17 protein-coding genes, 4 tRNA genes and 1 pseudogene are annotated in these 22,140 nt (G+C 47.6%); 13 read left to right on the forward strand and 9 right to left on the reverse strand.

Features of this window, described 5'->3' with window-relative positions; genetic code table 11:
• Positions 1–3 precede the first annotated feature (3 nt).
• The 4 genes from ACKPVM_RS01190 to ACKPVM_RS01205 form a co-directional block, all read right to left on the reverse strand.
• A complete protein-coding gene (locus ACKPVM_RS01190; protein WP_409306322.1) occupies positions 4–747 on the reverse strand; it encodes a type 2 GTP cyclohydrolase I in 744 nt (247 codons plus the stop codon).
• Positions 740–2,206 (reverse strand): deoxyribodipyrimidine photo-lyase, encoded by a 1,467-nt coding sequence (phrB, locus tag ACKPVM_RS01195; protein ID WP_409306323.1) that lies wholly within the window; start codon positions 2,204–2,206, stop codon positions 740–742. Before phrB ends, ACKPVM_RS01190 begins: the two co-directional genes overlap by 8 nt.
• A gap of 9 nt (positions 2,207–2,215) precedes the next feature.
• Complete coding sequence (locus ACKPVM_RS01200) at positions 2,216–3,187, reverse strand: YbgA family protein (RefSeq protein WP_409306324.1); 972 nt, start codon at positions 3,185–3,187, stop codon at positions 2,216–2,218.
• A gap of 399 nt (positions 3,188–3,586) precedes the next feature.
• Positions 3,587–3,793, reverse strand: coding sequence for a YbfA family protein (locus tag ACKPVM_RS01205; RefSeq protein WP_409306325.1), 207 nt, complete (start codon positions 3,791–3,793; stop codon positions 3,587–3,589).
• A 469-nt stretch (positions 3,794–4,262) separates the two neighbouring features.
• Here ACKPVM_RS01205 and ACKPVM_RS01210 point away from each other — a divergent pair, with 469 nt between their 5' ends.
• Positions 4,263–4,691, forward strand: coding sequence for an EamA family transporter (locus tag ACKPVM_RS01210; protein WP_409306326.1), 429 nt, complete (start codon positions 4,263–4,265; stop codon positions 4,689–4,691).
• 30 nt (positions 4,692–4,721) lie between these two features.
• On the opposite strand, the gene pgm is transcribed toward ACKPVM_RS01210, so the two are convergent.
• Together pgm and seqA are read right to left on the reverse strand one after the other, a co-directional pair.
• Positions 4,722–6,365: a phosphoglucomutase (alpha-D-glucose-1,6-bisphosphate-dependent) gene (gene pgm / locus ACKPVM_RS01215; protein ID WP_409306327.1), complete on the reverse strand. Its 1,644-nt coding sequence runs from the start codon at positions 6,363–6,365 to the stop codon at positions 4,722–4,724.
• Positions 6,366–6,402: 37 nt separating this feature from the next.
• On the reverse strand, positions 6,403–6,933 hold the full coding sequence (gene seqA, locus ACKPVM_RS01220) for a replication initiation negative regulator SeqA (RefSeq protein ID WP_409306328.1): 531 nt from the start codon (positions 6,931–6,933) through the stop codon (positions 6,403–6,405).
• A 219-nt stretch (positions 6,934–7,152) separates the two neighbouring features.
• Here seqA and ybfF point away from each other — a divergent pair, with 219 nt between their 5' ends.
• Both ybfF and ybfE read left to right on the forward strand, forming a co-directional pair.
• Entirely contained in the window at positions 7,153–7,920 is a 768-nt protein-coding gene (ybfF, locus tag ACKPVM_RS01225; protein ID WP_409306329.1) for an esterase, read from the forward strand.
• A 261-nt stretch (positions 7,921–8,181) separates the two neighbouring features.
• Positions 8,182–8,463, forward strand: coding sequence for a LexA regulated protein (gene ybfE, locus ACKPVM_RS01230; RefSeq protein WP_409306330.1), 282 nt, complete (start codon positions 8,182–8,184; stop codon positions 8,461–8,463).
• Positions 8,464–8,731: 268 nt separating this feature from the next.
• Here ybfE and ACKPVM_RS01235 read toward each other — a convergent pair whose 3' ends face one another.
• Positions 8,732–10,402: a methyl-accepting chemotaxis protein gene (locus tag ACKPVM_RS01235; RefSeq protein WP_409306331.1), complete on the reverse strand. Its 1,671-nt coding sequence runs from the start codon at positions 10,400–10,402 to the stop codon at positions 8,732–8,734.
• A 664-nt stretch (positions 10,403–11,066) separates the two neighbouring features.
• Here ACKPVM_RS01235 and fldA point away from each other — a divergent pair.
• Positions 11,067–11,594 (forward strand): flavodoxin FldA, encoded by a 528-nt coding sequence (fldA, locus tag ACKPVM_RS01240; protein ID WP_409306332.1) that lies wholly within the window; start codon positions 11,067–11,069, stop codon positions 11,592–11,594.
• Between the two features lie 338 nt (positions 11,595–11,932).
• Positions 11,933–12,382 carry a ferric iron uptake transcriptional regulator gene (gene fur, locus ACKPVM_RS01245; RefSeq protein WP_409306333.1) on the forward strand — a complete coding sequence of 150 codons (450 nt, stop codon included), beginning with the start codon at positions 11,933–11,935 and terminating at the stop codon, positions 12,380–12,382.
• A 142-nt stretch (positions 12,383–12,524) separates the two neighbouring features.
• Here the strand turns inward: fur and glnS are convergent, their stop codons facing one another.
• Positions 12,525–14,183, reverse strand: a complete 1,659-nt coding sequence (gene glnS, locus ACKPVM_RS01250; RefSeq protein WP_409306334.1) for a glutamine--tRNA ligase — start codon at positions 14,181–14,183, stop codon at positions 12,525–12,527.
• A 213-nt stretch (positions 14,184–14,396) separates the two neighbouring features.
• Positions 14,397–15,890 (reverse strand): annotated as a pseudogene (gene nagE, locus ACKPVM_RS01255) (N-acetylglucosamine-specific PTS transporter subunit IIBC); the annotation flags it as partial.
• Between the two features lie 332 nt (positions 15,891–16,222).
• Between nagE and nagB the strand changes: the two are divergent.
• The 8 genes from nagB (at position 16,223) to ACKPVM_RS01295 (ending at position 22,106) form a co-directional block, all read left to right on the forward strand.
• Positions 16,223–17,023: a glucosamine-6-phosphate deaminase gene (gene nagB, locus ACKPVM_RS01260; RefSeq protein WP_409306335.1), complete on the forward strand. Its 801-nt coding sequence runs from the start codon at positions 16,223–16,225 to the stop codon at positions 17,021–17,023.
• A gap of 80 nt (positions 17,024–17,103) precedes the next feature.
• Positions 17,104–18,264, forward strand: coding sequence for an N-acetylglucosamine-6-phosphate deacetylase (gene nagA, locus ACKPVM_RS01265; RefSeq protein WP_409306492.1), 1,161 nt, complete (start codon positions 17,104–17,106; stop codon positions 18,262–18,264).
• 18 nt (positions 18,265–18,282) lie between these two features.
• A complete protein-coding gene (gene nagC, locus ACKPVM_RS01270) occupies positions 18,283–19,506 on the forward strand; it encodes a DNA-binding transcriptional regulator NagC (protein ID WP_409306336.1) in 1,224 nt (407 codons plus the stop codon).
• 305 nt (positions 19,507–19,811) lie between these two features.
• Entirely contained in the window at positions 19,812–21,476 is a 1,665-nt protein-coding gene (gene asnB, locus ACKPVM_RS01275) for an asparagine synthase B (RefSeq protein ID WP_409306337.1), read from the forward strand.
• Between the two features lie 218 nt (positions 21,477–21,694).
• Positions 21,695–21,771, forward strand: a tRNA-Met gene (locus ACKPVM_RS01280).
• A 10-nt stretch (positions 21,772–21,781) separates the two neighbouring features.
• Positions 21,782–21,866 (forward strand) — tRNA-Leu (locus ACKPVM_RS01285).
• 54 nt (positions 21,867–21,920) lie between these two features.
• Positions 21,921–21,995, forward strand: a tRNA-Gln gene (locus ACKPVM_RS01290).
• A gap of 36 nt (positions 21,996–22,031) precedes the next feature.
• Positions 22,032–22,106: transfer RNA gene (locus ACKPVM_RS01295), tRNA-Gln, on the forward strand.
• Positions 22,107–22,140: the final 34 nt, after the last annotated feature.

Genomic DNA, 22,140 nt, shown 5'->3' on the forward strand with positions numbered 1-22,140 from the left:
CGATTATGCAGGATTGGGGATATCAATAAATGTCACGTCAATATCATGATGTGTCGCCAGCCATTCCCCCAGCGCGCGAATCCCCCCACGCTCCGTGGCATGATGCCCGGCTGCAAAGAAATGCAGCCCCATTTCGCGAGCTATGTGGATGGTCTGCTCAGAGACTTCGCCGGTAATAAATGCATCAACCCCAAATCTGGCCGCCTGTTCGATAAATCCCTGACCGCCGCCAGTACACCACGCAATACGATGAATCTGCGACGGTGCATTATCCCCACAATGCAATACCGTGCGGCCCAGCCGTTTTTCCAATCGACGACAAAACGCATCGCTGTTCATCGGTTGTGAAAGTTCGCCATAAGGCAAAAGAGGTTCAATTAAACCTAATACATTGATATCCATGAGTGCGGCAAGTTGCGCGTTATTACCTAACGTCGGGTGCGCGTCCAGCGGTAAATGATAGCCGTACAGATTGATGTCATTCGCCAGCAGTGTCTTCAACCGGTTACGCTTCATGCCGCACACTACCGGGGATTCGTTTTTCCAGAAATAGCCATGATGAACCAGAACAGCATCCGCTTTATGTTCAACAGCCGCATCCAGCAACGCCTGCGACGCCGTCACCCCCGTGACGATACGCTGGATTTCTTTACGCCCTTCAACCTGTAAACCATTGGGTCCGTAGTCTTGAAATGCGTCGACATTCAATAACTCGTTAATCAGTTTTTCCAAATCTCGATTATGCATACTTGCTATTCTCTTTCCGTTCATTATTCGTTGTACTGGTGTTTTTGGCTGCTTCAAAAGCCGCTAAGGTACGCAGTCTGGCGGCTTTATGGTCAACGATGGGGAGTGGGTAATTGAGCGTTCTCCCCTGTTTTTTGGCCCACAAATGAGGCTGATGAATCGCCTTATCCGGCACGTCAGCCAGTTCAGGCAAAAACTGCCGGATGAACTGCCCCTGCGGATCAAAACGTTCGCCCTGAGTGGTGGGATTAAAAATACGAAAATACGGAGCGGCGTCGGTTCCTGTTGATGCGGCCCATTGCCATCCGCCATTATTCGCCGCTAAGTCCCCATCCAACAGTTGCTGCATAAAATAACGCTCACCTTCGCGCCAATCGATCAGTAAATCCTTGACTAAAAAACTGGCGCAAATCATCCGTAAACGGTTATGCATCCAACCGGTTTGATTCAATTGCCGCATAGCGGCATCAACAATAGGATAACCGGTTTGCCCCTGCTGCCATGCGGTCAACTCATCCGGAGCCTGTCGCCAATGGATATTATGGGTCCAGAGAGTGAACGGCTGGTGCTGACATAATGCAGGCCACGCCACCAGCAAATGACGATAAAATTCACGCCAAATTAGCTCATTCAACCAGGTAAAAGCCCCGCCATCTCGCTGTTCCAGTAATTCAGGGCACTCCGCTCGCAGGCGATTAAAACACTGACGGGGAGAAATCACTCCCAACGCCAGATAGGGGGAAAGTCTGCTGGTTCCTGTGCGGGCAGGTAAATCTCGCTGCTGATGGTAATCCTGCACCTGCTCGCGGCAAAATGTACGCAAACGTTGCAGGGCAGCTTGCTCGCCAGCAGGAAAATCACTGCCAATAGCCTGCTGCGGGTAGCTAAAAGGCATGGTATCCAGTGAACAATGCGTTGTTCGTTTTTCTCGTCCTTTCGGCGCGGGAACCGAATGCGTATCTGATGCCAGCAAACGCGCGATAAACGCCTGTCGAAAGGGCGTAAAAACTTTAAACATTTCGCCCTTACCCGTCAGTACGCTGCCCGGCGGTAACAATAAACTATCGTCAAAACTTTGGCATACCACTCGTTCAGACAATAGCCTCTCAACCTGTCGATCGCGATGGCGCTCGTTGATTTCATACTGACGATTATAAAACAGATGAGATACCTGCTGTTGCTGACAGAATTGTGCCAGCCAGGTCGTCACCGCCGCAAAGTCGGCACATTCATGGTAGTGAAGCGCGATCCCTTTTTCCGCCAACGCCTGTTGTAAGACGTTGAGACTCTCCAGCAAAAATGCAGCCTGGCGCGGTGCCATATCATGCTGCTGCCACTGCTGTGGCGTGGCAATAAACACGGCCATAACATGGGCTTGAGGATCGGCACAGGCAGCAGAAAGCGCCCGATTATCGGTCATTCGCAAATCATTTCTCAGCCAGACCAAGTGGGTATGCATCCGTTTTCCTCAATCTGAACATGAGTGACCATTACGCAGCCGCAGCGCGTCGGGGTAAGACTCGAAATAGCGCTGCTGGGATAAATAAGCATCGGGATATTCTGTCATATAGTGCTTAAGCAAGGTAATCGGTGCCAGCAAAGGCTGCAATCCCTGTCGATATCGATCAATCAATTGCGTCAATTCCTGACGCTGCTGTGTATTAAGCTGGCCTCGGAAATAACCTTGAACGTGCATCAGGACATTCGTGTGATTGCGTCGGGTCGCCGGAAAAGCCAGAAGCTTCATCAATTTCAGGCGATACGCCTTTGCAAAGGCTTCCAGTGACGCCCATTGATCAATATCGGCAACAAAGCGTCCCAGTTCGCGATACGCCGGTTGGGAGTGGGCAAGTAACAACAATTTATAACGACTGTGGAATCCTATTAGTGCACCACGGCTAAGACCTTGCCGCCAAAGCTGCTGTAGCTCATGCAAAGCATAAACTCGCCCAATAAAATTTTCTCGCACGCTCGGATCGTGCAACCGGTCATCGTCTTCTATCGGCAACCACGGCATTTGGCGCATAAGTTCGCGGGTAAATAGCGCAACACCGCTTTTTATCGCACGCCTTTGTGGTTCTTCATCTACCTTCACACGATCTATCCCACAACGTGGCGATGTTGAACACGCAATATAACCACATAAATGCTGTAGCTGACTGGCTTTTTCGACGGAGATGGCATCCATCTTATGGGTAACATCACGTGGAGAGCCATTACTGGCACACAACGTTATCGTCCCCTCTCCTGCGTGAAGCAATCGTAAAGCAGGACGTAATACCGATAGCGCTATTGCCATCTCCGGGTAAACCGACTCAAACCCCAAATACGGGGCCAGCGCTTCAGCCGTAAACGCCAGACGCTGATGTTCTCCGTCCCCGTTATCTGGGTTGCCAAGCAAGCAGGCACTGATGCCTACAGGGATAGGTTCAATCGTCATGATTCGCCCTTATGGAAATACGTTACCTCTATTCAGCATAGCGGATTTCCCTTCGCTTCTGTGTCGACAACGACGGAAATAAGGTAATAAATCATGATATTGATGAAGGTTATCGGTTAACTAAACCGATTTTTGGGCCACATGAATACGTTTTTTAGGCGACATGAATAAATAGTCTTATTCTCTGCTTACAACCCCATTCTGATATGGCTGATTAGTCTGTCAGTCATGCTGATGGCGCTAAAATTCCATTCGCTAAAAACAAAATAAGCGCCTTATCCGATAACGGAAAAAGCGCTTAATGTTGTCGTTCAACGATGGTATACGACGTCAACGCAAGATATTGGCGTCGTACTCTAAATCTGTAGCCGCCCGGAAGAGTATCAGCGAGTAAAAATCTTAGTAAAAATCACACGCTACTGCTTCAGACTGTTCCATCCATACCGGCTTATCACTGGTTTTCAGCCACACACGATGTAAATAGCTGTAAAAACGGGCGCGATCCTGACGGAAAAGCATGACAGGCAAGGCCATAATGCCGACGAATACAACAGCAACACGGCGCAGGAGAATGCGATGTAAAGGATAAGCAGTATAAAGTGACATAACGATCCTCCCTTAGGATACAAGAGCCGTCTGGCTCACTGTCGTGATAAAAACAAAACTGATAAATTGGTTAAAATTTTACCGCCTTTACTGAAACTTTACTACTCATCGGACCAGAAAAAGATGAAATAATCGCCAATTCTTTTTGGCATTTCGTCATTAAGTTACAAAACAGTTAAAAATAAACATCTCATTGGTTGCGGCGTGACACCGATTTAAACATTCACATAACAATGATATGTACCCGTTTTCACTGCAATTCAAATACCGCAGGGAACACCATGCTTATTCTGGTGATCGATAGCCACACGGCGTAACATTTCGTTCTGCATTTTATGGCTGCTCAGCTTGTGGTCGCTTCGCCAATATTTACATGCAGAAAAAATCATCGTTTCATCAATAAGTTTGCATATTGATGCGTTGGTGATGATGGATTATTTCAGGCATATCTTTTTAGGAAAATCTCATCATGAGTAGCTGGTTAATCTATGCGTTACTTTCTGCACTGTGCGCAGCACTGGTCGCATTATTTGGGAAAATCGGGCTGCAAAACCTTGATGCGAATACTGCCACCGCGATTCGCGCCGTCGTTATGGCACTATTTCTGGTTGGAGTGGTCATTGCTCAGGGGAAAATCGCATTGGTCAGCGACGTGCTTGCCAATAAAAAAGCACTGCTATTTATTCTACTGAGTGGCGTGGCTGGTGCGATGTCATGGTTATTTTACTTTGTTGCATTAAAAAACGGGAACGTTGCACAGGTTGCGCCCATCGATAAGTTAAGCGTCGTGTTTGCTGTCGTTTTAGCCGTATTGCTACTAGGGGAAAAAATTTCACTGATGGCGGGTGCGGGTGTCGCGTTAATTTCGGTTGGGGCGCTAATGGTCGCACTAGGATAAAAGGTGCTGCAAGCAGCACCTGAATATAATTTATTTGGCATTCGCCAGCACGGCACTCACAATCTCTACGGCTTCTTTTTCTATACGCTCTCGATGCGCTGCACCGAGGAAACTTTCACAGTAGATTTTGTACGCTTCTTCCGTGCCTGAAGGCCGTGCAGCGAACCAACCGTTGTTCGTCATGACTTTCAAACCACCGATAGACGCGCCGTTTCCAGGTGCTGCCGTCAAGCGAGCCGTAATCTCATCCCCCGCCAGCGTGCTTGCTGAAACCTGTTCAGGCGAGAGCTTAGACAATGCGGCTTTCTGAGCATGAGTGGCTGATGCCTGAATGCGGTTATAGCTCGGCGCACCAAAGCGCTGTGCCAGACCGTCATAGTGCTGCTGAGGATTCTTCCCTGTCACCGCGGTAATTTCCGCAGCCAACAGACACATGATGATCCCATCTTTATCCGTTGACCATGGTGTACCGTCAAAACGCAGGAACGAGGCTCCCGCACTTTCCTCGCCACCAAAGCCGAAACTGCCGTCGAACAGGCCATCAACAAACCATTTAAATCCAACGGGTACTTCAACTAATTTACGCCCCAAATCGGCAACAACGCGGTCGATCATGGCGCTGGAAACCAGCGTTTTGCCCACGGCAACCGATTCGCCCCACAGAGGCCGATTCTGGAACAGATAGTTGATGGACACCGCTAGATAGTGGTTCGGATTCATCAGACCCGCTGGGGTAACAATACCATGTCGGTCATAGTCTGGATCGTTGGCAAACGCCAGATCAAACTTATCACGAAGCGCCAACAGCCCAGCCATTGCGGAGACTGATGAGCAATCCATACGGATCACACCATCATGATCCAGCGTCATAAAACGGAATGTTTGATCGACAGCATCGTTTACCAGCGTCAGATCCAGTTTGTAATGCTCGGCAATACGCTGCCAATAGGTAATACCGGATCCACCGAGAGGATCAACGCCCAATTTCAAACCTGCGCGTTGAATCGCGGCCATATCAACAACATGGGTCAACCCTTCCACATAAGGTTGTACTAAATCCTGCTCATGCAGATAGCCGCTTTTCCACGCCTGATCCAACGTGATGCGTTTAACGTCTCGTAATTCATCCGCCAGTAGCGCGTTGGCTCGTTTTTCAATCACGCTGGTAAGGTTGGTATCCGCTGGCCCACCATTTGGCGGATTATATTTAATACCGCCATCTTCCGGTGGATTATGAGACGGCGTAATGACAATACCGTCAGCCTGCGCCCCACCTTGACGGTTGTGAACCAGAATCGCGTTGGAAACAGCTGGCGTTGGTGTAAAGCCATTATCCTGCTGGATAACCACGTCCACGCCGTTAGCAGTCAGGACTTCCAGGACGGAAATGAAAGCAGGCTCAGATAAGGCATGTGTATCCTTACCCACATAACACGGGCCACTAACACCTTGCTTTTTACGCTCTTCAGCAATCGCCTGTGCAATCGCCAGAATATGCACTTCATTGAAACTGTGACGCCCAGCACTACCACGGTGACCAGAAGTACCGAACTTCACCGCATGCGCAGCATTCCCAATTTCCGGGCGCAAAACGTAATACTGTGACGTCAATTGCGCCACATTGATTAAATCGCTTTGCTGGGTAGGTTTCCCTGCTCTTGGGTGATTAGCCATCGGCGTTTCTCCCTGACGCTATTGTCAAATAATAAAGTTAAATAGTTCCGCAAACTTTCTCTGCAAGTTCGGCGGGGAACTGCATTGTCAGCATAATGTGTTCAACCATGCTGCGTTTACGACCGGTATTCGTATTCGTGATGACCCAGTATGGCGTACCCGGAATATGTTTGGGTTTCGTGTGCGTGCCATTCTGCAACAGTGTTTGCTGATCGCCGGCGAAATATACGCGCGTACGACCATGGAGCGATTCCGTCGCGACCGCAAACTCTGACGGAGATAAGGTATATAGCGTGGACAGTACCAGCATAAAACGATTAATGGCTTTATTCTGTTCAGCGTATTCATCCGACAGCAGCAATTCACGTAATGTGCGAACGCGATCGCGTGAACCCGTTGATACCGGCTGGTCGGCCGTAGCCAACGGTTGCACCGGCGGTTCAGAAATCTGCTGACCAGCGGTAAATTTCAGCATACGCCGTAAAATATCCGATGCGCTCTCACCAATATGCTGAGTGTGGCTGGCGATATAACGATAAAGCTCTTCGTCGACCTCAATAGTTTTCATCTTTATCCAGTACTGTTTTATAACTCAAATCAATCGTCAAGGAGTATACAAGCGATCAAACACTCTCGAACAGCGCCATAATGCAGACAATGTAAAAAGTCGGACTACGCCTCAATTTCTACGTTCCCGCCAGAGTGGTCGAACCTGTTCCGTCGATGACGGCATAATGTCGTGAAGTCATGATACCCTAAGCGCCTGTCTCTCTGAATGAACTTCACCATGAAATTGAATTATCGTAAGCATGATGCGCAACAACCGCAGGGCAAACTCCCCGTGATCCTTATTCATGGTCTGTTCGGCAACCTGGATAATCTAGGTGTTCTGGGCCGTGATCTGCAAAACCAACATGACACGCTGCAAATTGATTTACGCAATCATGGACTCTCCCCTCGTTCACCGCAGATGAATTATCCCGCGATGGCGCAAGATGTCCTCATGTTAATGGATGAACTCAGTATTGAACGGGCTATCGTTATTGGTCATTCGATGGGCGGAAAAGTCGCCATGTCTCTTACCGCGTTGATACCGGAACGATTGGAAAAACTGATTGCGATCGATATTGCACCAGTCGATTACCAACTGCGTCGGCACGATACGATTTTCGCTGCGCTTAACACCGTCACCCAGGCTGGCGTGACTTCTCGTTCTGAGGCAGCAAAACTGATGCGCGACATAATCAAAGAAGAAGGCGTCATTCAGTTTCTACTGAAATCTTTCCAACAAGGTGAGTGGCGCTTTAATGTACCGGTTCTGTGGGAACAGTATGAAAATATTGTCGGCTGGCAGGTTGTGCCGCCATGGCAAGGACCGACGCTGTTTATTCGCGGCGAAAAATCCCCTTATCTGGACGATAGCTACCGTGATGCATTAGTTAGTCAATTTCCGAATGCACGAGCCCATGTCATCAGCGGTGCGGGACACTGGGTCCATTCGGAAAAACCAGAGGCCGTATTGCGTGCGATTCATCGTTTTTTGTCTGCCAGTTAACCAACCAGACCGTCATATCTCAGGTTAACCATAAACGACCACAGTTAACCGTTGTCGCCGCCAGTACGGCTAGGGTATGATGGCGCTCGCAGTAGAGGGACGGCTGATTCAGCCACAAGCATTGTAACCACACCATCAAAATGCACACGTTATATACCTCATCGGTTATCCCTTGCTGGTCGGCAATATCGACGACACAGTGAGAATAGAGGCATAAGGATGTGCGCGTTTTGGTCCGAATACCTTGCAGTATCATTACCTATGGCAAAAGAACAAACGGACCGCACCACGTTGGATCTGTTCGCAGATGAACGTCGCCCGGGCCGCCCGAAGACTAATCCGCTTTCACGTGATGAGCAGCTAAGAATCAATAAGCGTAACCAGTTACGACGCGACAAAGTTCGCGGGTTGAAGCGTATTGAGCTAAAAATCAATAGTGAAGCGGTAGATATCCTCAATAGTCTGGCGGAACAGCAAAATATCAGCCGTAGCGAGCTTATAGAACAGATACTATTAGCTCAATTAGCTGAGAAAACGTCCTGAGTATCCCTATCTCATGAGTCTGGCGTCATCCCTGACGCCAATATACCCGTCATACTTCAAGCTGCTTGTGCGTTGGCAATACTCGGCTCATCTCTGAGCCTCGCCCTGAAGGGCCGCCGTAAACGGCGTTCAAATTGGCTTAGCCAATTTGTCCTTACTCACCCCAGTCACTTACCTGAGTAAGCTCCTGGGGATTCGTGCGGTTGCCGCCTTCACGCAACTTGAATTATTTTGGGTATAACCATCAGATTTAAAACATTTATTAGATTTAAAACGTTTCCCAATTATCCTGACCGGATGGCAAGGCTTTTCTGGCTGGCGTAGCAGCCAGTGCTTTTGGTGTTGATACCGATTTGACCACAGCTTTCGGTTGTGAATGTTGTTCAGACAATTGGAACAGAGAAACCGTTTGATTCAGCAACGCGGCCTGTTCCTCGAGTGACAAGGCGGCAGCCGAGGCTTCTTCCACTAACGCCGCATTCTGCTGCGTCACGCTATCCATTTCGGCAATAGCCTGACCGACCTGCGCAATCCCTTTACTTTGTTCTTCCGAAGCAGATGCAATCTCACCCATGATGTCGGTGACATTGGTAACAGCACGCACAATATCATTCATGGTGCTACCCGCGTCTTCAACCAGACTCGATCCCGTATCCACGCAACGCACCGAATCAGAAATCAGCCCTTCAATTTCCTTCGCGGCCTGCGCACTGCGCTGTGCCAGACTGCGCACTTCACCCGCAACCACCGCAAAACCACGACCTTGTTCACCTGCCCGGGCTGCTTCTACCGCCGCATTGAGTGCAAGAATGTTGGTTTGGAAAGCAATACCATTAATCACCGTCGTGATCTCAGCGATCTTACGTGAGCTACCAGAAATTTCTGACATGGTTTTCACGACGTTATCAACAATATCTCCACCTTTCCTTGCCGTCGTTGAGGCTTGCAGCGCTAATTGGCTAGCATGGTTGGCGTTTTCAGCATTCTGTTTCACCGTCGCCGTCAACTGTTCCATACTCGCTGCCGTTTCTTCCAGCGCCGACGCCTGTTGTTCCGTCCTTGATGATAAATCGTTATTACCAGCAGCAATCTCAGACGCCCCCTGATAAATAGAATCGGTACTACCGCGAATGGTACTCACTGTTGTTGCCAGACTGGTCTGCATTTCCCGTAGTAATGGGAACAGTTTACCAACACAGTTATGACCAAAATCCAGAATAGGTTTCCCCAACTGCCCGGAAGCAATGACGCTGAAATGATCACGAAGATCATTCAAAGGACGCACCAGACAACTCACCAGATAGCGATCGGTCAAGAACAGCATCGCCAAGCCGACAATCAAACCAGCCAGTAAAATATTTTGACCAATCGAGGTAATTTGCTCAAACCTGACGCCAGCGGCGGCAAACTTATCGGACCCCGCTTTATTAAACGCAGAAAGAGAAGCTCCAAATTGACGGCTCAAAGGTGGAACCACGCTCTTAGCTTGATTTTGATAATCATCCAGCGCGTTGGCCGCGGCTTTTTGGTACAACGGCTCAACTCCCTGAGTAATCAGATTCCCCCAGTCCCGGCTAACCGCTTGCACCAACGAATCATCCAGACCGGCATGATCAAACGCGGTAAAGGCAACTAAATCTGATTTTAATTTATCCAACGCGGTTAAAGCGGATGCCTGTTCTTTATCTGCGGCAGCGTTATCCCCCGCCCGGCGATAGTCCACGGCTCTCGCCAGACGAGTCACCATACGAAAATACTGATCGTTCCCCTGATTCACAAAATTCATGTTCTGCACTAGCAGGCTGCTGGTCTTGGATGTCGTCGTCATCTCTTTAAAGGAGAACATGGTATAGATAGAGACGCCACCCCATAACACGCAGAATATGCCCAGCACCCACAGCATGGCCGTTCTAATGGCAATGTTCTTTAACAGTCTCATAGCTCACTCCATACTTAAGTATTAATATCCCCATGATGTTCGAGTCGCATGAGCATTGACCACTCCCATTGCTCAGTTTTTCGCTCGCAACAACCACGTCTTGTCCTGCAACTCGAATATTCAGGGTATGTAATAAGAATAATTTTTATCATCAATCGACGGCGGTATTCTGAATCCCTCTATTCATAAATAGATAACGCGCCCGCACGCAATTTCATTGTGTTGAAAATAAAAACGACTACGCTGATTCATCGACAAAATTCAGACAGTATTTAGCGTTTGGTATGATTTTCTCCCCTCTTTTGTTTTAATTATTTAATAATTTTATTTGTTTTCATGGGGATATAAACATTAAGTAACTTAAGTATCGAGAAATAATATTAGAAACATTAATAAATAACTTTGCGTTATGTATGACAAATCTCGTCATTGGACGGTATCGCAACACATTAGATGACCGCAATGATCTTTGTTTAAAAAACAAGCCGCCATCATGATTTACAGAAAATCACCAGAGGAGCGTTAAAGAGGGCCAATGCTGGGTATCCAATTTATCCCTGCTTACCAATACGAGTTTCTCATGTAGGTTGTGTCTGTTATTATTAGTCAATAAATGGGTGAAACACGGCCCTATACCATTAAGAATAAAGAGGTTATTCAATTCATGGCACTAATAGGCATTTTCTTCGGCAGTGATACTGGCAATACTGAAAACATTGCCAAGACAATCCAACAGCAATTGGGGACACAGGTTGCTGAAGTTCATGACATCGCTAAAAGTAGCAAGGAAGACCTTGAAGCGTTCGATATTCTGCTGTTAGGCATTCCAACCTGGTATTACGGCGAAGCCCAATGCGATTGGGATGATTTTTTCCCTACGCTGGAAGAAATTGATTTCACAGGGAAACTCGTTGCCCTGTTCGGCTGTGGTGATCAGGAAGATTATGCAGAATACTTCTGTGATGCCATGGGGACGATCCGCGATATCATCGAACCACGCGGTGCGACGATTGTTGGTCACTGGTCGACTGAAGGTTACTACTTTGAAGCATCCAAAGGCCTGGCTGATGACAACCATTTCGTGGGTCTGGCTATTGACGAAGACAGACAGCCGGAACTGACCAACGAACGCGTAACAGCTTGGGTAAAACAGATCAGCGAAGAACTCAGCCTGAAAGATTTGGTAGGTTAACCCTGTTTTGGCTCTGATTTTACCATCAGGGCCAGTTCAATAGGAAAAACCTTTCATAATAATTGATACATTTTTTTAACTTCTTCCCATAAACCTGTACAATAAACCCATCGGCTTTGTACGTGCATAGATTTTTCTCCATTTATCAACAATAGATTGCATCAATATCTGTAGTATGTATGGGGTCAATATTGTTAACATTCCATGGTTTTCATTTTGTATGCACGGTTCTATAATTGGAACGCTGTTGTATTTTTTAGCCGATGTATTTTTTGAGCCGACCGATGTCATAGGCTAGGTAACCTCCATTGATAAGTAAGCAACAGGACTAAATCCGCATGACTGACAATAACACCGCATTAAAGAAGGCCGGCCTGAAAGTCACGCTTCCAAGACTGAAGATCCTGGAAGTTTTGCAGGCCCCGGAGTGCCATCACGTCAGTGCGGAAGATTTATATAAGAAACTGATTGATATGGGCGAAGAAATTGGTTTAGCAACCGTTTATCGCGTACTTAATCAGTTTGATGATGCTGGTATCGTCACCCGCCATAATTTTGAAGGCGGTAAATCAGTTTTCGAACTGACTCAGCAACATCACCATGACCATCTGATTTGCCTGGATTGCGGCAAAGTCATTGAATTCCGCGATGAATATATCGAAGCACGCCAGCGTGAAATCGCAGAAAGACATGGTATCAAACTGACAAACCACAGTTTGTATCTGTATGGCCATTGCAGTGAAGGGGATTGTCGCGAAGACGACACGCTTCACGATCCAACACTATAAATCGACCGCATAGAAACGCAGGGGGTGTTTTCTAACGTCGCCTGTGATAATCCAAGGGTAGCGATTATCCTGCCACCATAAAATAAAACCGCCGAGGCGGTTTTATTTTTTTATATCATTACGTTTAAACCCAGTATGATCGTTAACCGACCCAAGTGTCCCGTAAACCAACTGTACGGTTAAACACTAAATGTTCCGCACTGGAATAGACGCGGTCGGCGCAAAAATAACCTTCACGTTCAAATTGATAGGCTTTTTCTGACTCAGCCTGAGCCAGACTGGCCTCAACAAATCCATGCGTAATCTTCAGCGAATCAGGGTTAATGGTAGACAAAAAATCCTCAGCGGCAGCCGGGTTGGCGACACTGAATAATCGGTCGTATAAACGGAATTCAGCGGGACGAGCATGAGCAACAGACACCCAATGGATGACCCCTTTAACCTTACGACCGTCAGCCGGATCTTTGCTCAACGTATCAGGATCGTAGCTGCAATAAATTGCAGTAATCACGCCCTGCTCATCTTTTTCAACACGATCGGCTTTTACGACATAAGCATTACGTAAACGCACTTCTTTGCCCAACACCAGACGTTTATACTGCTTGTTGGCTTCTTCACGGAAGTCAGCACGATCGATATAAATTTCACGGCTAAACGCCACCTGACGTGTTCCCATTTCCGGTTTATTCGGATGGTTTGGCATGGTGACCCATTCTTCATGATCTGAAGGAAGGTTCTCAATGACCAATTTAACCGGATCCAGTACGGCCATCGCGCGCGGTGCATTTTCGTTCAGATCGTCACGGATACAAGATTCCAGTGCTGCCATCTCAACGTTATTGTCCTGTTTGGTGACACCAATACGGACACAAAACTCACGGATAGAAGCCGCGCTATAACCACGACGACGCAGGCCAGAAATCGTTGGCATACGCGGGTCGTCCCACCCTTCTACGACATTTTCCGTTACCAGTAAGTTTAACTTGCGCTTGGACATGATGGCATATTCAAGGTTCAGACGTGAAAACTCATACTGGCGCGGATGACAAGGGATCGTGATGTTATCCAGCACCCAATCATACAAACGTCGGTTATCCTGGAATTCCAAGGTACACAGTGAATGCGTGACACCTTCCAATGCATCGGAAATACAATGGGTAAAGTCATACATCGGGTAGATGCACCACTTATTGCCGGTCTGATGATGCTCCGCAAACTTGATTCGATAGATCACCGGATCACGCATGACAATGAACGATGATGCCATGTCTATTTTGGCACGCAGGCATGCGGTTCCTTCAGCAAAGCCTCCATTGCGCATCTTCTCAAACAGCGAAAGGTTTTCCTGAACGCTACGATCACGATAAGGGCTATTCTTTCCCGGTGCCGTCAGCGTGCCGCGATATTCGCGAATCTGCTCAGGCGTCAATTCGTCAACATACGCCAATCCTTTACTGATCAACTCGACCGCATATTGGTGAAGCTGATCAAAATAGTCGGAAGAATAACGAACTGCGCCGCTCCACGAGAATCCCAACCACTCGACATCGCGCTTGATCGACTCAACATATTCAATATCTTCTTTTACCGGGTTGGTGTCATCGAAACGCAGATTGCATTGCCCATGATAATCACGCGCAATACCAAAATTCAGACAGATAGATTTCGCATGCCCAATGTGCAGATAGCCGTTAGGTTCTGGCGGAAAACGCGTCTGGACATGATTGTGCTTACCGGATGCCAAGTCTTCATCAATAATCTGACGGATAAAGTTAGTTGGGCGGGCTTCAGCCTCACTCATGCTTAATTCCTCAATGCTAAAACGACATATAACCGCTAATGATCCAACAAGCTACGCCGGGAAACAACCGTTAGTTTCATTAAATTATCGCTGATGAAAAAAAACGGGGTGCGATAGCAATCTCACCCCGTTATTTCGCACAGATTTTTCCGCGAACGCTTATCGCTTTGCATCAACGGGAGTCATTGACTCTTGCGCCGTTGACGTTGTTTACGCCTGACTCACATTCTTAAGTGCAGAAGCGATGGATTCCGCTCGGGTGCCGACAACAATCTGAATGCTTTGCTTGTTCAGGCGAATCACTCCCGCAGCACCGAGACGTTTTGCCTCGGCATCATCCACCAATGCAGAGTCCATAACGCTCAAACGCAAACGTGTAATGCAAGCATCAATACCAACCAGATTGCCCGCCCCACCGATCGCTTTCAGATAGCCACGGGCCAATTGCTCAGTATCAAGTACAGCAGTAGATGTCGCTGGCGCATTGTTGGCGTTATATCCATCGGCTTCAGTAAGACTCGCTGATAATTCGCGACCAGGCGTCAGCAGGTTGAAACGCGTGATGGTAAAACGAAACACCACGTAATACAGCCCAAAGAATACCAGTCCCTGGGGTATCAACATGTACCACTGCGTTGCCAGTGGGTTGCGCGATGACAGCACCATATCCACCAGACCGGCGCTAAAGCCAAAACCCGCCATCCATTGCATACTCGCGGCAATAAAGACTGAAATCCCCGTCAGCAACGCATGCAAAAAATACAGGACCGGTGCCACGAACATGAATGAAAATTCGAGCGGTTCGGTAATCCCGGTAAAGAAGGAAGCAAATGCTGCCGCCATCATAATCCCAGCCACTTTGCTCTTATTCTCCGGGCGTGCGCAATGATAAATCGCCAGCGCCGCACCAGGTAAACCAAACATCATAATCGGGAAGAAACCGGCTTGATAACGTCCGGTGATACCCACAACCGCTTTACCTGCGCCGATAGACTGCTGCCCAGCGAGGAAATTCGGGATATCGTTTATCCCCGCGACATCAAACCAGAATACCGAGTTCAATGCATGGTGTAGCCCAACAGGGATCAGCAAACGGTTAAAGAACGCATAGATCCCGGCCCCCGCCGAACCCAACTGCTGAATCTGTTCACCAAAAGCCACCAACGCACTATAAATGGCAGGCCATACGTACATCAAAATGAAGGCAACCAGAATCATCAGAAACGACGTCAAAATAGGCACCAGACGACGTCCGCTGAAGAATGACAATGCTTTCGGTAACTCAACCTGGCTAAAACGGTTATACAATTCCGCGGAAATGATACCAACAAGAATACCGATAAACTGGTTTTCAATTTTGCTAAACGCCGCTGGAACCTGCTCAACAGGGATCCGCTGAATCATAGACACCGCAGCAGGTGAACAAAGTGTGGTCAATACCAAAAAACCCACAAACCCCGTTAATGCAGCAGCACCATCTTTATCTTTCGACATACCATAAGCAATACCCACGGCAAACAGCACCGCCATATGTTCAATAATGGCTGCACCCGATTTAATGAACAACGCGGCCAGCGCATTTTCACTTCCCCAACCAACCGGATCAATCCCGTAGCCAATCCCCATAAGGATGGCGGCAGCAGGCAGCGTGGCGACAGGCACCATCAACGCCCGACCAACTTTTTGTAAATAGCTAAGAATACTCACCCTTTCCTCTCTTCCCCTAAGGGACAAAAAACTGCCGATTAGACGCTCTCACTGCCTAGCCAACGCCTCATGCCTGGCTTTGGTATGGAGTGTAAGAAAAATATTTCGCCTCGCAAATTAAACCCAATTATTATGTGATAAAAATCACTAAAAAATTGCATATATAAAGTTTATACCAAAACAAATTGCCAACTTATTTTAAGATAAAAAAAAACAAGATACACTGATACTCAGTTTTTCACTCAATGCTAAAACGCGCCTTCATGTGATACGGCCTATCATTGAGTATCGAAAATTTTATTATTGCCAATCGGGTAACCAGGAGCGTACTGATGAGACTCATTCCCTTAAATACTGCCGCTGATGTCGGCAAATGGGCCGCACATTATATCGTCCAGAAAATTAATGAATTTAATCCCAGCGCCAGCCGACCTTTTGTTCTCGGCCTGCCGACAGGCAGCTCGCCACTGGAGGCTTATAAAGCGCTGATCGCGATGTATCAGGCTGGCCTGGTAAGTTTCAAACATGTCGTCACCTTCAATATGGACGAATATGTCGGTCTGCCCACCGACCATCCGGAAAGCTATCGTACATTCATGTATCAGAATTTTTTTAATCACGTTGATATTAAGCAGGAAAATATTAACCTGTTGAACGGCAATGCAGAAGATATCACGGCAGAATGTTCTCGCTATGAAGAGAAAATCAAATCCTATGGCAAGATCCACCTATTCATGGGCGGCGTAGGCAACGATGGGCACATCGCCTTCAATGAACCCGCATCATCTTTAGCATCCAGAACACGTATAAAAACCCTGACGGAAGAGACGCGCATTGCTAACTCCCGTTTCTTCGGCGGGGATGTCAGTCTGGTGCCCAAATATGCCCTTACCGTTGGTGTCGGAACATTATTGGACGCTGAGGAAGTGATGATTCTGGTGACTACCCGCAACAAAGCACAAGCATTACAGGCTGCGGTAGAAGGCAATGTCAACCATATGTGGACAATCAGCTGCCTACAGCTTCATGCTAAGGCGATAATGGTTTGCGACGAGCCCTCAACCATGGAACTGAAAGTCAAAACGGTCAAATACTTCCGTGAATTGGAAGCGGAAAATATGAAAAATCTTTAATCTGTATCCCATCAATTTTACGTTGCCAGAAGTGGGCCCACGCAGCGTGACGATAGTGGATAGGTTGTCAGGAGTTAATGATGCTCGCTTTAACAAATAGCCGAATTTTTACCGGCCACCAGGTACTTGATCATCACGCAATCGTGATCGATAACGGATTAATAGAACGAGTCTGTCACGTTGACGCCTTGCCAGACGGTCTGAAAAAGCACGACCTTAACGGCGCTATGATTGCCCCCGGTTTTATCGATCTGCAACTCAATGGTTGTGGCGGTGTTCAATTTAATGATTCACTGGCATCGATTTCTGTCAAAACGCTAGAGATCATGCAGAAGGCCAATCAGAATTCGGGTTGCACAAATTTTCTGCCCACGCTGATTACCTCCAGCGATGAGTTTATGAAACATGCCGTAGACGTGATGCGAGCTTATCTGGCACAAAATCATCATCAGGCCCTGGGGTTACATCTTGAAGGACCGTGGCTGAATAGCATTAAAAAAGGGACTCACGATCCAGCATTTATCCGTCAACCGGAACAAAAGCTTGTTGATTTTCTTTGTCAAAACGCGGATGTCATTACAAAAATCACGTTAGCGCCAGAAAAAGTGAACCCTTCCGTCATTCGACAGTTGGTTGATGCTGGTATTGTTATTTCTGCCGGACACTCAAACGCCACATGGGAACAGGCAAAACAAGGCTTTGCCGCGGGTATCCGTTGTGCGACCCACTTGTTTAACGCCATGCCGTATCTGACCGGGCGCGAACCTGGCTTGGTCGGTGCCATTTACGATGCGCCAGAAGTCTATTGTGGAATTATCGCCGACGGTTTACACGTCAATTGGGCAAACATCCGCAATAGCAAACGTATTAAAGGTGACAAACTGATACTGGTTACCGACGCTACCGCGCCAGCAGGTGCGAATATTGACCAGTTCATTTTTGCTGGTAAAACCATATACTACCGTGATGGACTATGCGTCGATGACAACGGCACGTTAAGCGGCTCAGCCTTAACGATGATTGAAGCTGTGCGCAATAGCGTAGAACAGGCCGGTATCCCGCTGGATGAAGCCATTCGAATGGCAACACTCTATCCTGCACGAGCTATCGGTGTAGATAAGCAGTTAGGGAGTATTGAAAACGGAAAAGTAGCCAACCTGACCGTTTTCAATCGTGATTATCATATTCTCAATACCTTTGTTAACGGTGACGATGTGTTGGCGGTAACAAAGCACGGATAACAAGCGGGTAAATTTTTAATGACCACAGGCGGACAAGCGCAGATAGGGAATGTTGATCTGGTTAAACAGTTGAACAGTGCGGTTGTATACCGCCTGATTGATCAACACGGACCGATCTCACGGATACAAATAGCAGAACAAAGCCAGCTCGCTCCCGCCAGTGTTACAAAAATCACCCGCCAACTTTTGGAACGAGGGCTCATTAAAGAAGTCGACCAGCAGGCTTCTACCGGTGGCCGTCGTGCTATTTCTATTGTTACCGAAACCCGATCTTTCCACACCATTGCCGTCCGACTTGGTCGTCACGATGCCACCGTGGCCCTGTATGATTTACAGGGAAAATCACTGGAAGAAGAGCACTACGATCTACCAGAAAAAACCCAGGAAGCACTGGAAGCGGCATTATTTAACGCAATTGACCATTTTATCGATAGCCATCAGCGCCGCATCCGAGAACTGATTGCTATTTCTGTCGTATTACCCGGTCTGGTCGATCCTAATGCCGGCATTATTCGCTACATGCCGCACATTCCTGTTGATAACTGGACGTTAGTTGAAAATTTGCAACATCATTTCCATGTCACTAGCTTTGTTGGACACGATATTCGCAGCCTGGCTTTGGCTGAACACTACTTCGGCGTCACCCACAACGCGCTTGACTCTATTCTGATACGCGTCCACCGCGGAACCGGCGCGGGAATTTTAGTTAACGGGCAAATATTTCTCGGCAATAATGGCAATGTCGGCGAAATCGGTCATATCCAGATCGATCCGCTGGGGGAAAGGTGTCACTGTGGTAATTTCGGCTGTTTAGAAACGGTTGTCTCCAATTCTGCCATCGAACAACGCGTACTTCGCCTACTACAGCAAGGTTATCCCTGCAAAATCTCATCAGATAACTGCACGATTACCTCGATCTGCAAAGCGGCGAACCGTGGCGATACGCTGGCCCGAGAAGTCATTGAGCACGCTGGCCAATATTTGGGCAAAGCGGTGTCAATTGCCATCAACTTGTTTAATCCACAAAAAGTGGTGATTGCTGGCGAAATCACCGCAGCCGAAAAAATTCTCTTACCCGCAATACAACGCAGCATCAACACTCAGGTATTAAAAGATTTTCGAACCAACCTACCGATCGAGGTTTCTGGTCTGAATCACCTCTCAGCAATCGGTGCCTTTGCCTTGGTAAAACGCGCAATGTTAAACGGCGTTTTGCTACAACATCTGCTCGAAACACACTGATTATCCTCTCGGCTACACTATGCCGGATTATGTGATCCTTAAAAATCCGGCCATTTCACTAAATCAATTTAACGATTATTCATCAAAAGATGATTTAAATTATCGAAAAATAGTCAACAAGGCTTTTTTAGTTAGCTGATATTGAATTACGGTGCCATTTTGATGCTAAATCATTGGTAATGACACAGCATCTGTAATCATAAATGCAGAGACACGGAATGCCTTATATGTGCCCCGTGAATCTCATCTGGCTAATCTGAAATAATGTTTCGCTTGACGCTACAAGTGGACTGAGGGAGTGACTTATGTGTTCTATTTTCGGTGTACTCGATCTTAAAACCGATCCTGTTGAATTGCGTAAAAAAGCGTTGGAGTTATCAAGGTTGATGCGTCACCGCGGCCCTGACTGGTCTGGCGTTTATGCTAGCGATAAAGCCATTCTGGCTCATGAGCGCTTGTCTATTGTGGACGTCAACACCGGTGCACAGCCGCTCTACAATGCGTCACGAACTCATATTCTGGCCGTTAACGGTGAAATCTATAACCATCAGGCACTCCGTCAGCAATACGGTGAGCGTTACGCATTCCAGACCGGTTCTGACTGTGAAGTTATTTTGGCGTTATATCAGGAGAAAGGGCCTGAATTTCTGGACGATTTACGGGGCATGTTTGCTTTCGCCCTTTATGACAGCGAGAAAGAGGCTTACCTGATTGGTCGTGACCATCTGGGCATTATCCCCTTATATATGGGTTATGATGAGCACGGTAACTTCTACGTTGCATCTGAAATGAAAGCGCTTGTTCCGGTATGCCGTACCATTAAAGAATTCCCTGCGGGCAGCTACTTGTGGAGCAAAGACGGAGAAATTCGTGAATATTATCAGCGAGACTGGTTTGATTACGAGAACGTAAAAAATAACGAAACCGATGCGGAAGCACTGCGTGAAGCACTGGAAGAGTCAGTAAAAAGCCATCTTATGTCTGATGTTCCCTATGGTGTATTGCTGTCAGGCGGGCTGGATTCTTCCGTTATCTCCGCCATTACCAAAAAATACGCCGCCCGCCGCGTCGAAGACGACGAGCGTAGCGAAGCATGGTGGCCTCAGCTACACTCCTTTGCCGTTGGATTGGAAGGTTCTCCAGACTTAAAAGCCGCCCAAGAGGTGGCTGAGCATCTCGGTACCGTTCACCATGAAATCCACTTCACCGTGCAGGAAGGTCTGGATGCGATTCGCGATGTGATTTATCACATCGAAACATACGATGTCACAACCATCCGGGCGTCAACACCAATGTACTTGATGTCCCGTAAGATCAAAGCGATGGGCATTAAAATGGTGCTATCTGGCGAAGGTGCCGACGAAGTGTTCGGTGGCTATCTGTACTTCCATAAAGCGCCTAACGCAAAAGAATTTCATGAAGAAACCGTGCGTAAATTGCTGGCTCTGCACATGTATGACTGTGCCCGCGCCAACAAGGCAATGTCAGCCTGGGGGGTTGAAGCTCGCGTACCATTTTTGGATAAAAAATTCCTGGATGTGGCTATGCGGATCAACCCACAGGACAAAATGTGCGGCAACGGCAAAATGGAAAAACACATTGTACGCCAGTGTTTCGAGTCATACCTGCCACACAGCGTAGCATGGCGTCAGAAAGAGCAGTTTTCTGACGGAGTAGGCTACAGTTGGATTGATACCCTGAAAGAAGTGGCTGGGCAACAAATAACGGACCAGCAGTTATCAACGGCACATTTCCGTTTTCCATACAACACGCCGACCTCCAAAGAAGGCTACTTGTACCGTGAAATCTTTGAAGAATTATTCCCTGTGCCAAGCGCCGCCGAATGTGTGCCTGGCGGCCCGTCAGTAGCCTGTTCTTCGGCCAAAGCGATTGAGTGGGATGAGTCCTTTAAAAAGATGGATGATCCATCAGGCCGTGCCGTTGGCGTACACCAGTCAGCCTACCAATAAGTGAATACATTCGTACCATCAAACGGGTCATTACTGGCCCGTTTTTACACTTTAATTTATCGGAAAAACCGGCTTTTTGACGTTTTTCTCACCAGACTGTTCACAACCCAGACAAACGATACATTGAGGACACTTTTCGGGAAAAAACTAGTTGACGCAATTAGACCAACTACGCATAATGCGCCCCGCAACGCCGATGAAGGTGACGCGGAAAAGATGGCTACGTAGCTCAGCTGGTTAGAGCACAGCACTCATAATGCTGGGGTCACAGGTTCGATTCCCGTCGTAGCTACCATCTTTTCTTTGCGGGAGTGGCGAAATTGGTAGACGCACCAGATTTAGGTTCTGGCGCCGCAAGGTGTGCGAGTTCAAGTCTCGCCTCCCGCACCATTACCTTCATGAATTGACATCGATTCTTGAAGTTATTCATGCTTTGTTGTTGATTGGGGTATCGCCAAGCGGTAAGGCACCGGTTTTTGATACCGGCATTCCCTGGTTCGAATCCAGGTACCCCAGCCATATTCAAACATGAACTGAAAAAATCTGTTGTCCTGTTGGGGTATCGCCAAGCGGTAAGGCACTGGTTTTTGATACCAGCATTCCCTGGTTCGAATCCAGGTACCCCAGCCATCTACTTGATAGTTAAAAGTTTTTATTGAAGTAG

The organism is Pectobacterium hainanensis (assembly GCF_046237015.1).
Lineage (GTDB): Bacteria > Pseudomonadota > Gammaproteobacteria > Enterobacterales > Enterobacteriaceae > JBJYIN01.

Excerpts from the sequence above, each read along its gene's own strand:
- ACKPVM_RS01190 (WP_409306322.1), bottom strand. The coding sequence starts at position 747 with ATGCATAATCGAGATTTGGAAAAACTGATTAACGAGTTATTGAATGTC.
- phrB (WP_409306323.1), bottom strand. The coding sequence starts at position 2,206 with ATGCATACCCACTTGGTCTGGCTGAGAAATGATTTGCGAATGACCGAT.
- ACKPVM_RS01200 (WP_409306324.1), bottom strand. The coding sequence starts at position 3,187 with ATGACGATTGAACCTATCCCTGTAGGCATCAGTGCCTGCTTGCTTGGC.
- ACKPVM_RS01205 (WP_409306325.1), bottom strand. The coding sequence starts at position 3,793 with ATGTCACTTTATACTGCTTATCCTTTACATCGCATTCTCCTGCGCCGT.
- ACKPVM_RS01210 (WP_409306326.1), top strand. The coding sequence starts at position 4,263 with ATGAGTAGCTGGTTAATCTATGCGTTACTTTCTGCACTGTGCGCAGCA.
- pgm (WP_409306327.1), bottom strand. The coding sequence starts at position 6,365 with ATGGCTAATCACCCAAGAGCAGGGAAACCTACCCAGCAAAGCGATTTA.
- seqA (WP_409306328.1), bottom strand. The coding sequence starts at position 6,933 with ATGAAAACTATTGAGGTCGACGAAGAGCTTTATCGTTATATCGCCAGC.
- ybfF (WP_409306329.1), top strand. The coding sequence starts at position 7,153 with ATGAAATTGAATTATCGTAAGCATGATGCGCAACAACCGCAGGGCAAA.
- ybfE (WP_409306330.1), top strand. The coding sequence starts at position 8,182 with ATGGCAAAAGAACAAACGGACCGCACCACGTTGGATCTGTTCGCAGAT.
- ACKPVM_RS01235 (WP_409306331.1), bottom strand. The coding sequence starts at position 10,402 with ATGAGACTGTTAAAGAACATTGCCATTAGAACGGCCATGCTGTGGGTG.
- fldA (WP_409306332.1), top strand. The coding sequence starts at position 11,067 with ATGGCACTAATAGGCATTTTCTTCGGCAGTGATACTGGCAATACTGAA.
- fur (WP_409306333.1), top strand. The coding sequence starts at position 11,933 with ATGACTGACAATAACACCGCATTAAAGAAGGCCGGCCTGAAAGTCACG.
- glnS (WP_409306334.1), bottom strand. The coding sequence starts at position 14,183 with ATGAGTGAGGCTGAAGCCCGCCCAACTAACTTTATCCGTCAGATTATT.
- nagB (WP_409306335.1), top strand. The coding sequence starts at position 16,223 with ATGAGACTCATTCCCTTAAATACTGCCGCTGATGTCGGCAAATGGGCC.
- nagA (WP_409306492.1), top strand. The coding sequence starts at position 17,104 with ATGCTCGCTTTAACAAATAGCCGAATTTTTACCGGCCACCAGGTACTT.
- nagC (WP_409306336.1), top strand. The coding sequence starts at position 18,283 with ATGACCACAGGCGGACAAGCGCAGATAGGGAATGTTGATCTGGTTAAA.
- asnB (WP_409306337.1), top strand. The coding sequence starts at position 19,812 with ATGTGTTCTATTTTCGGTGTACTCGATCTTAAAACCGATCCTGTTGAA.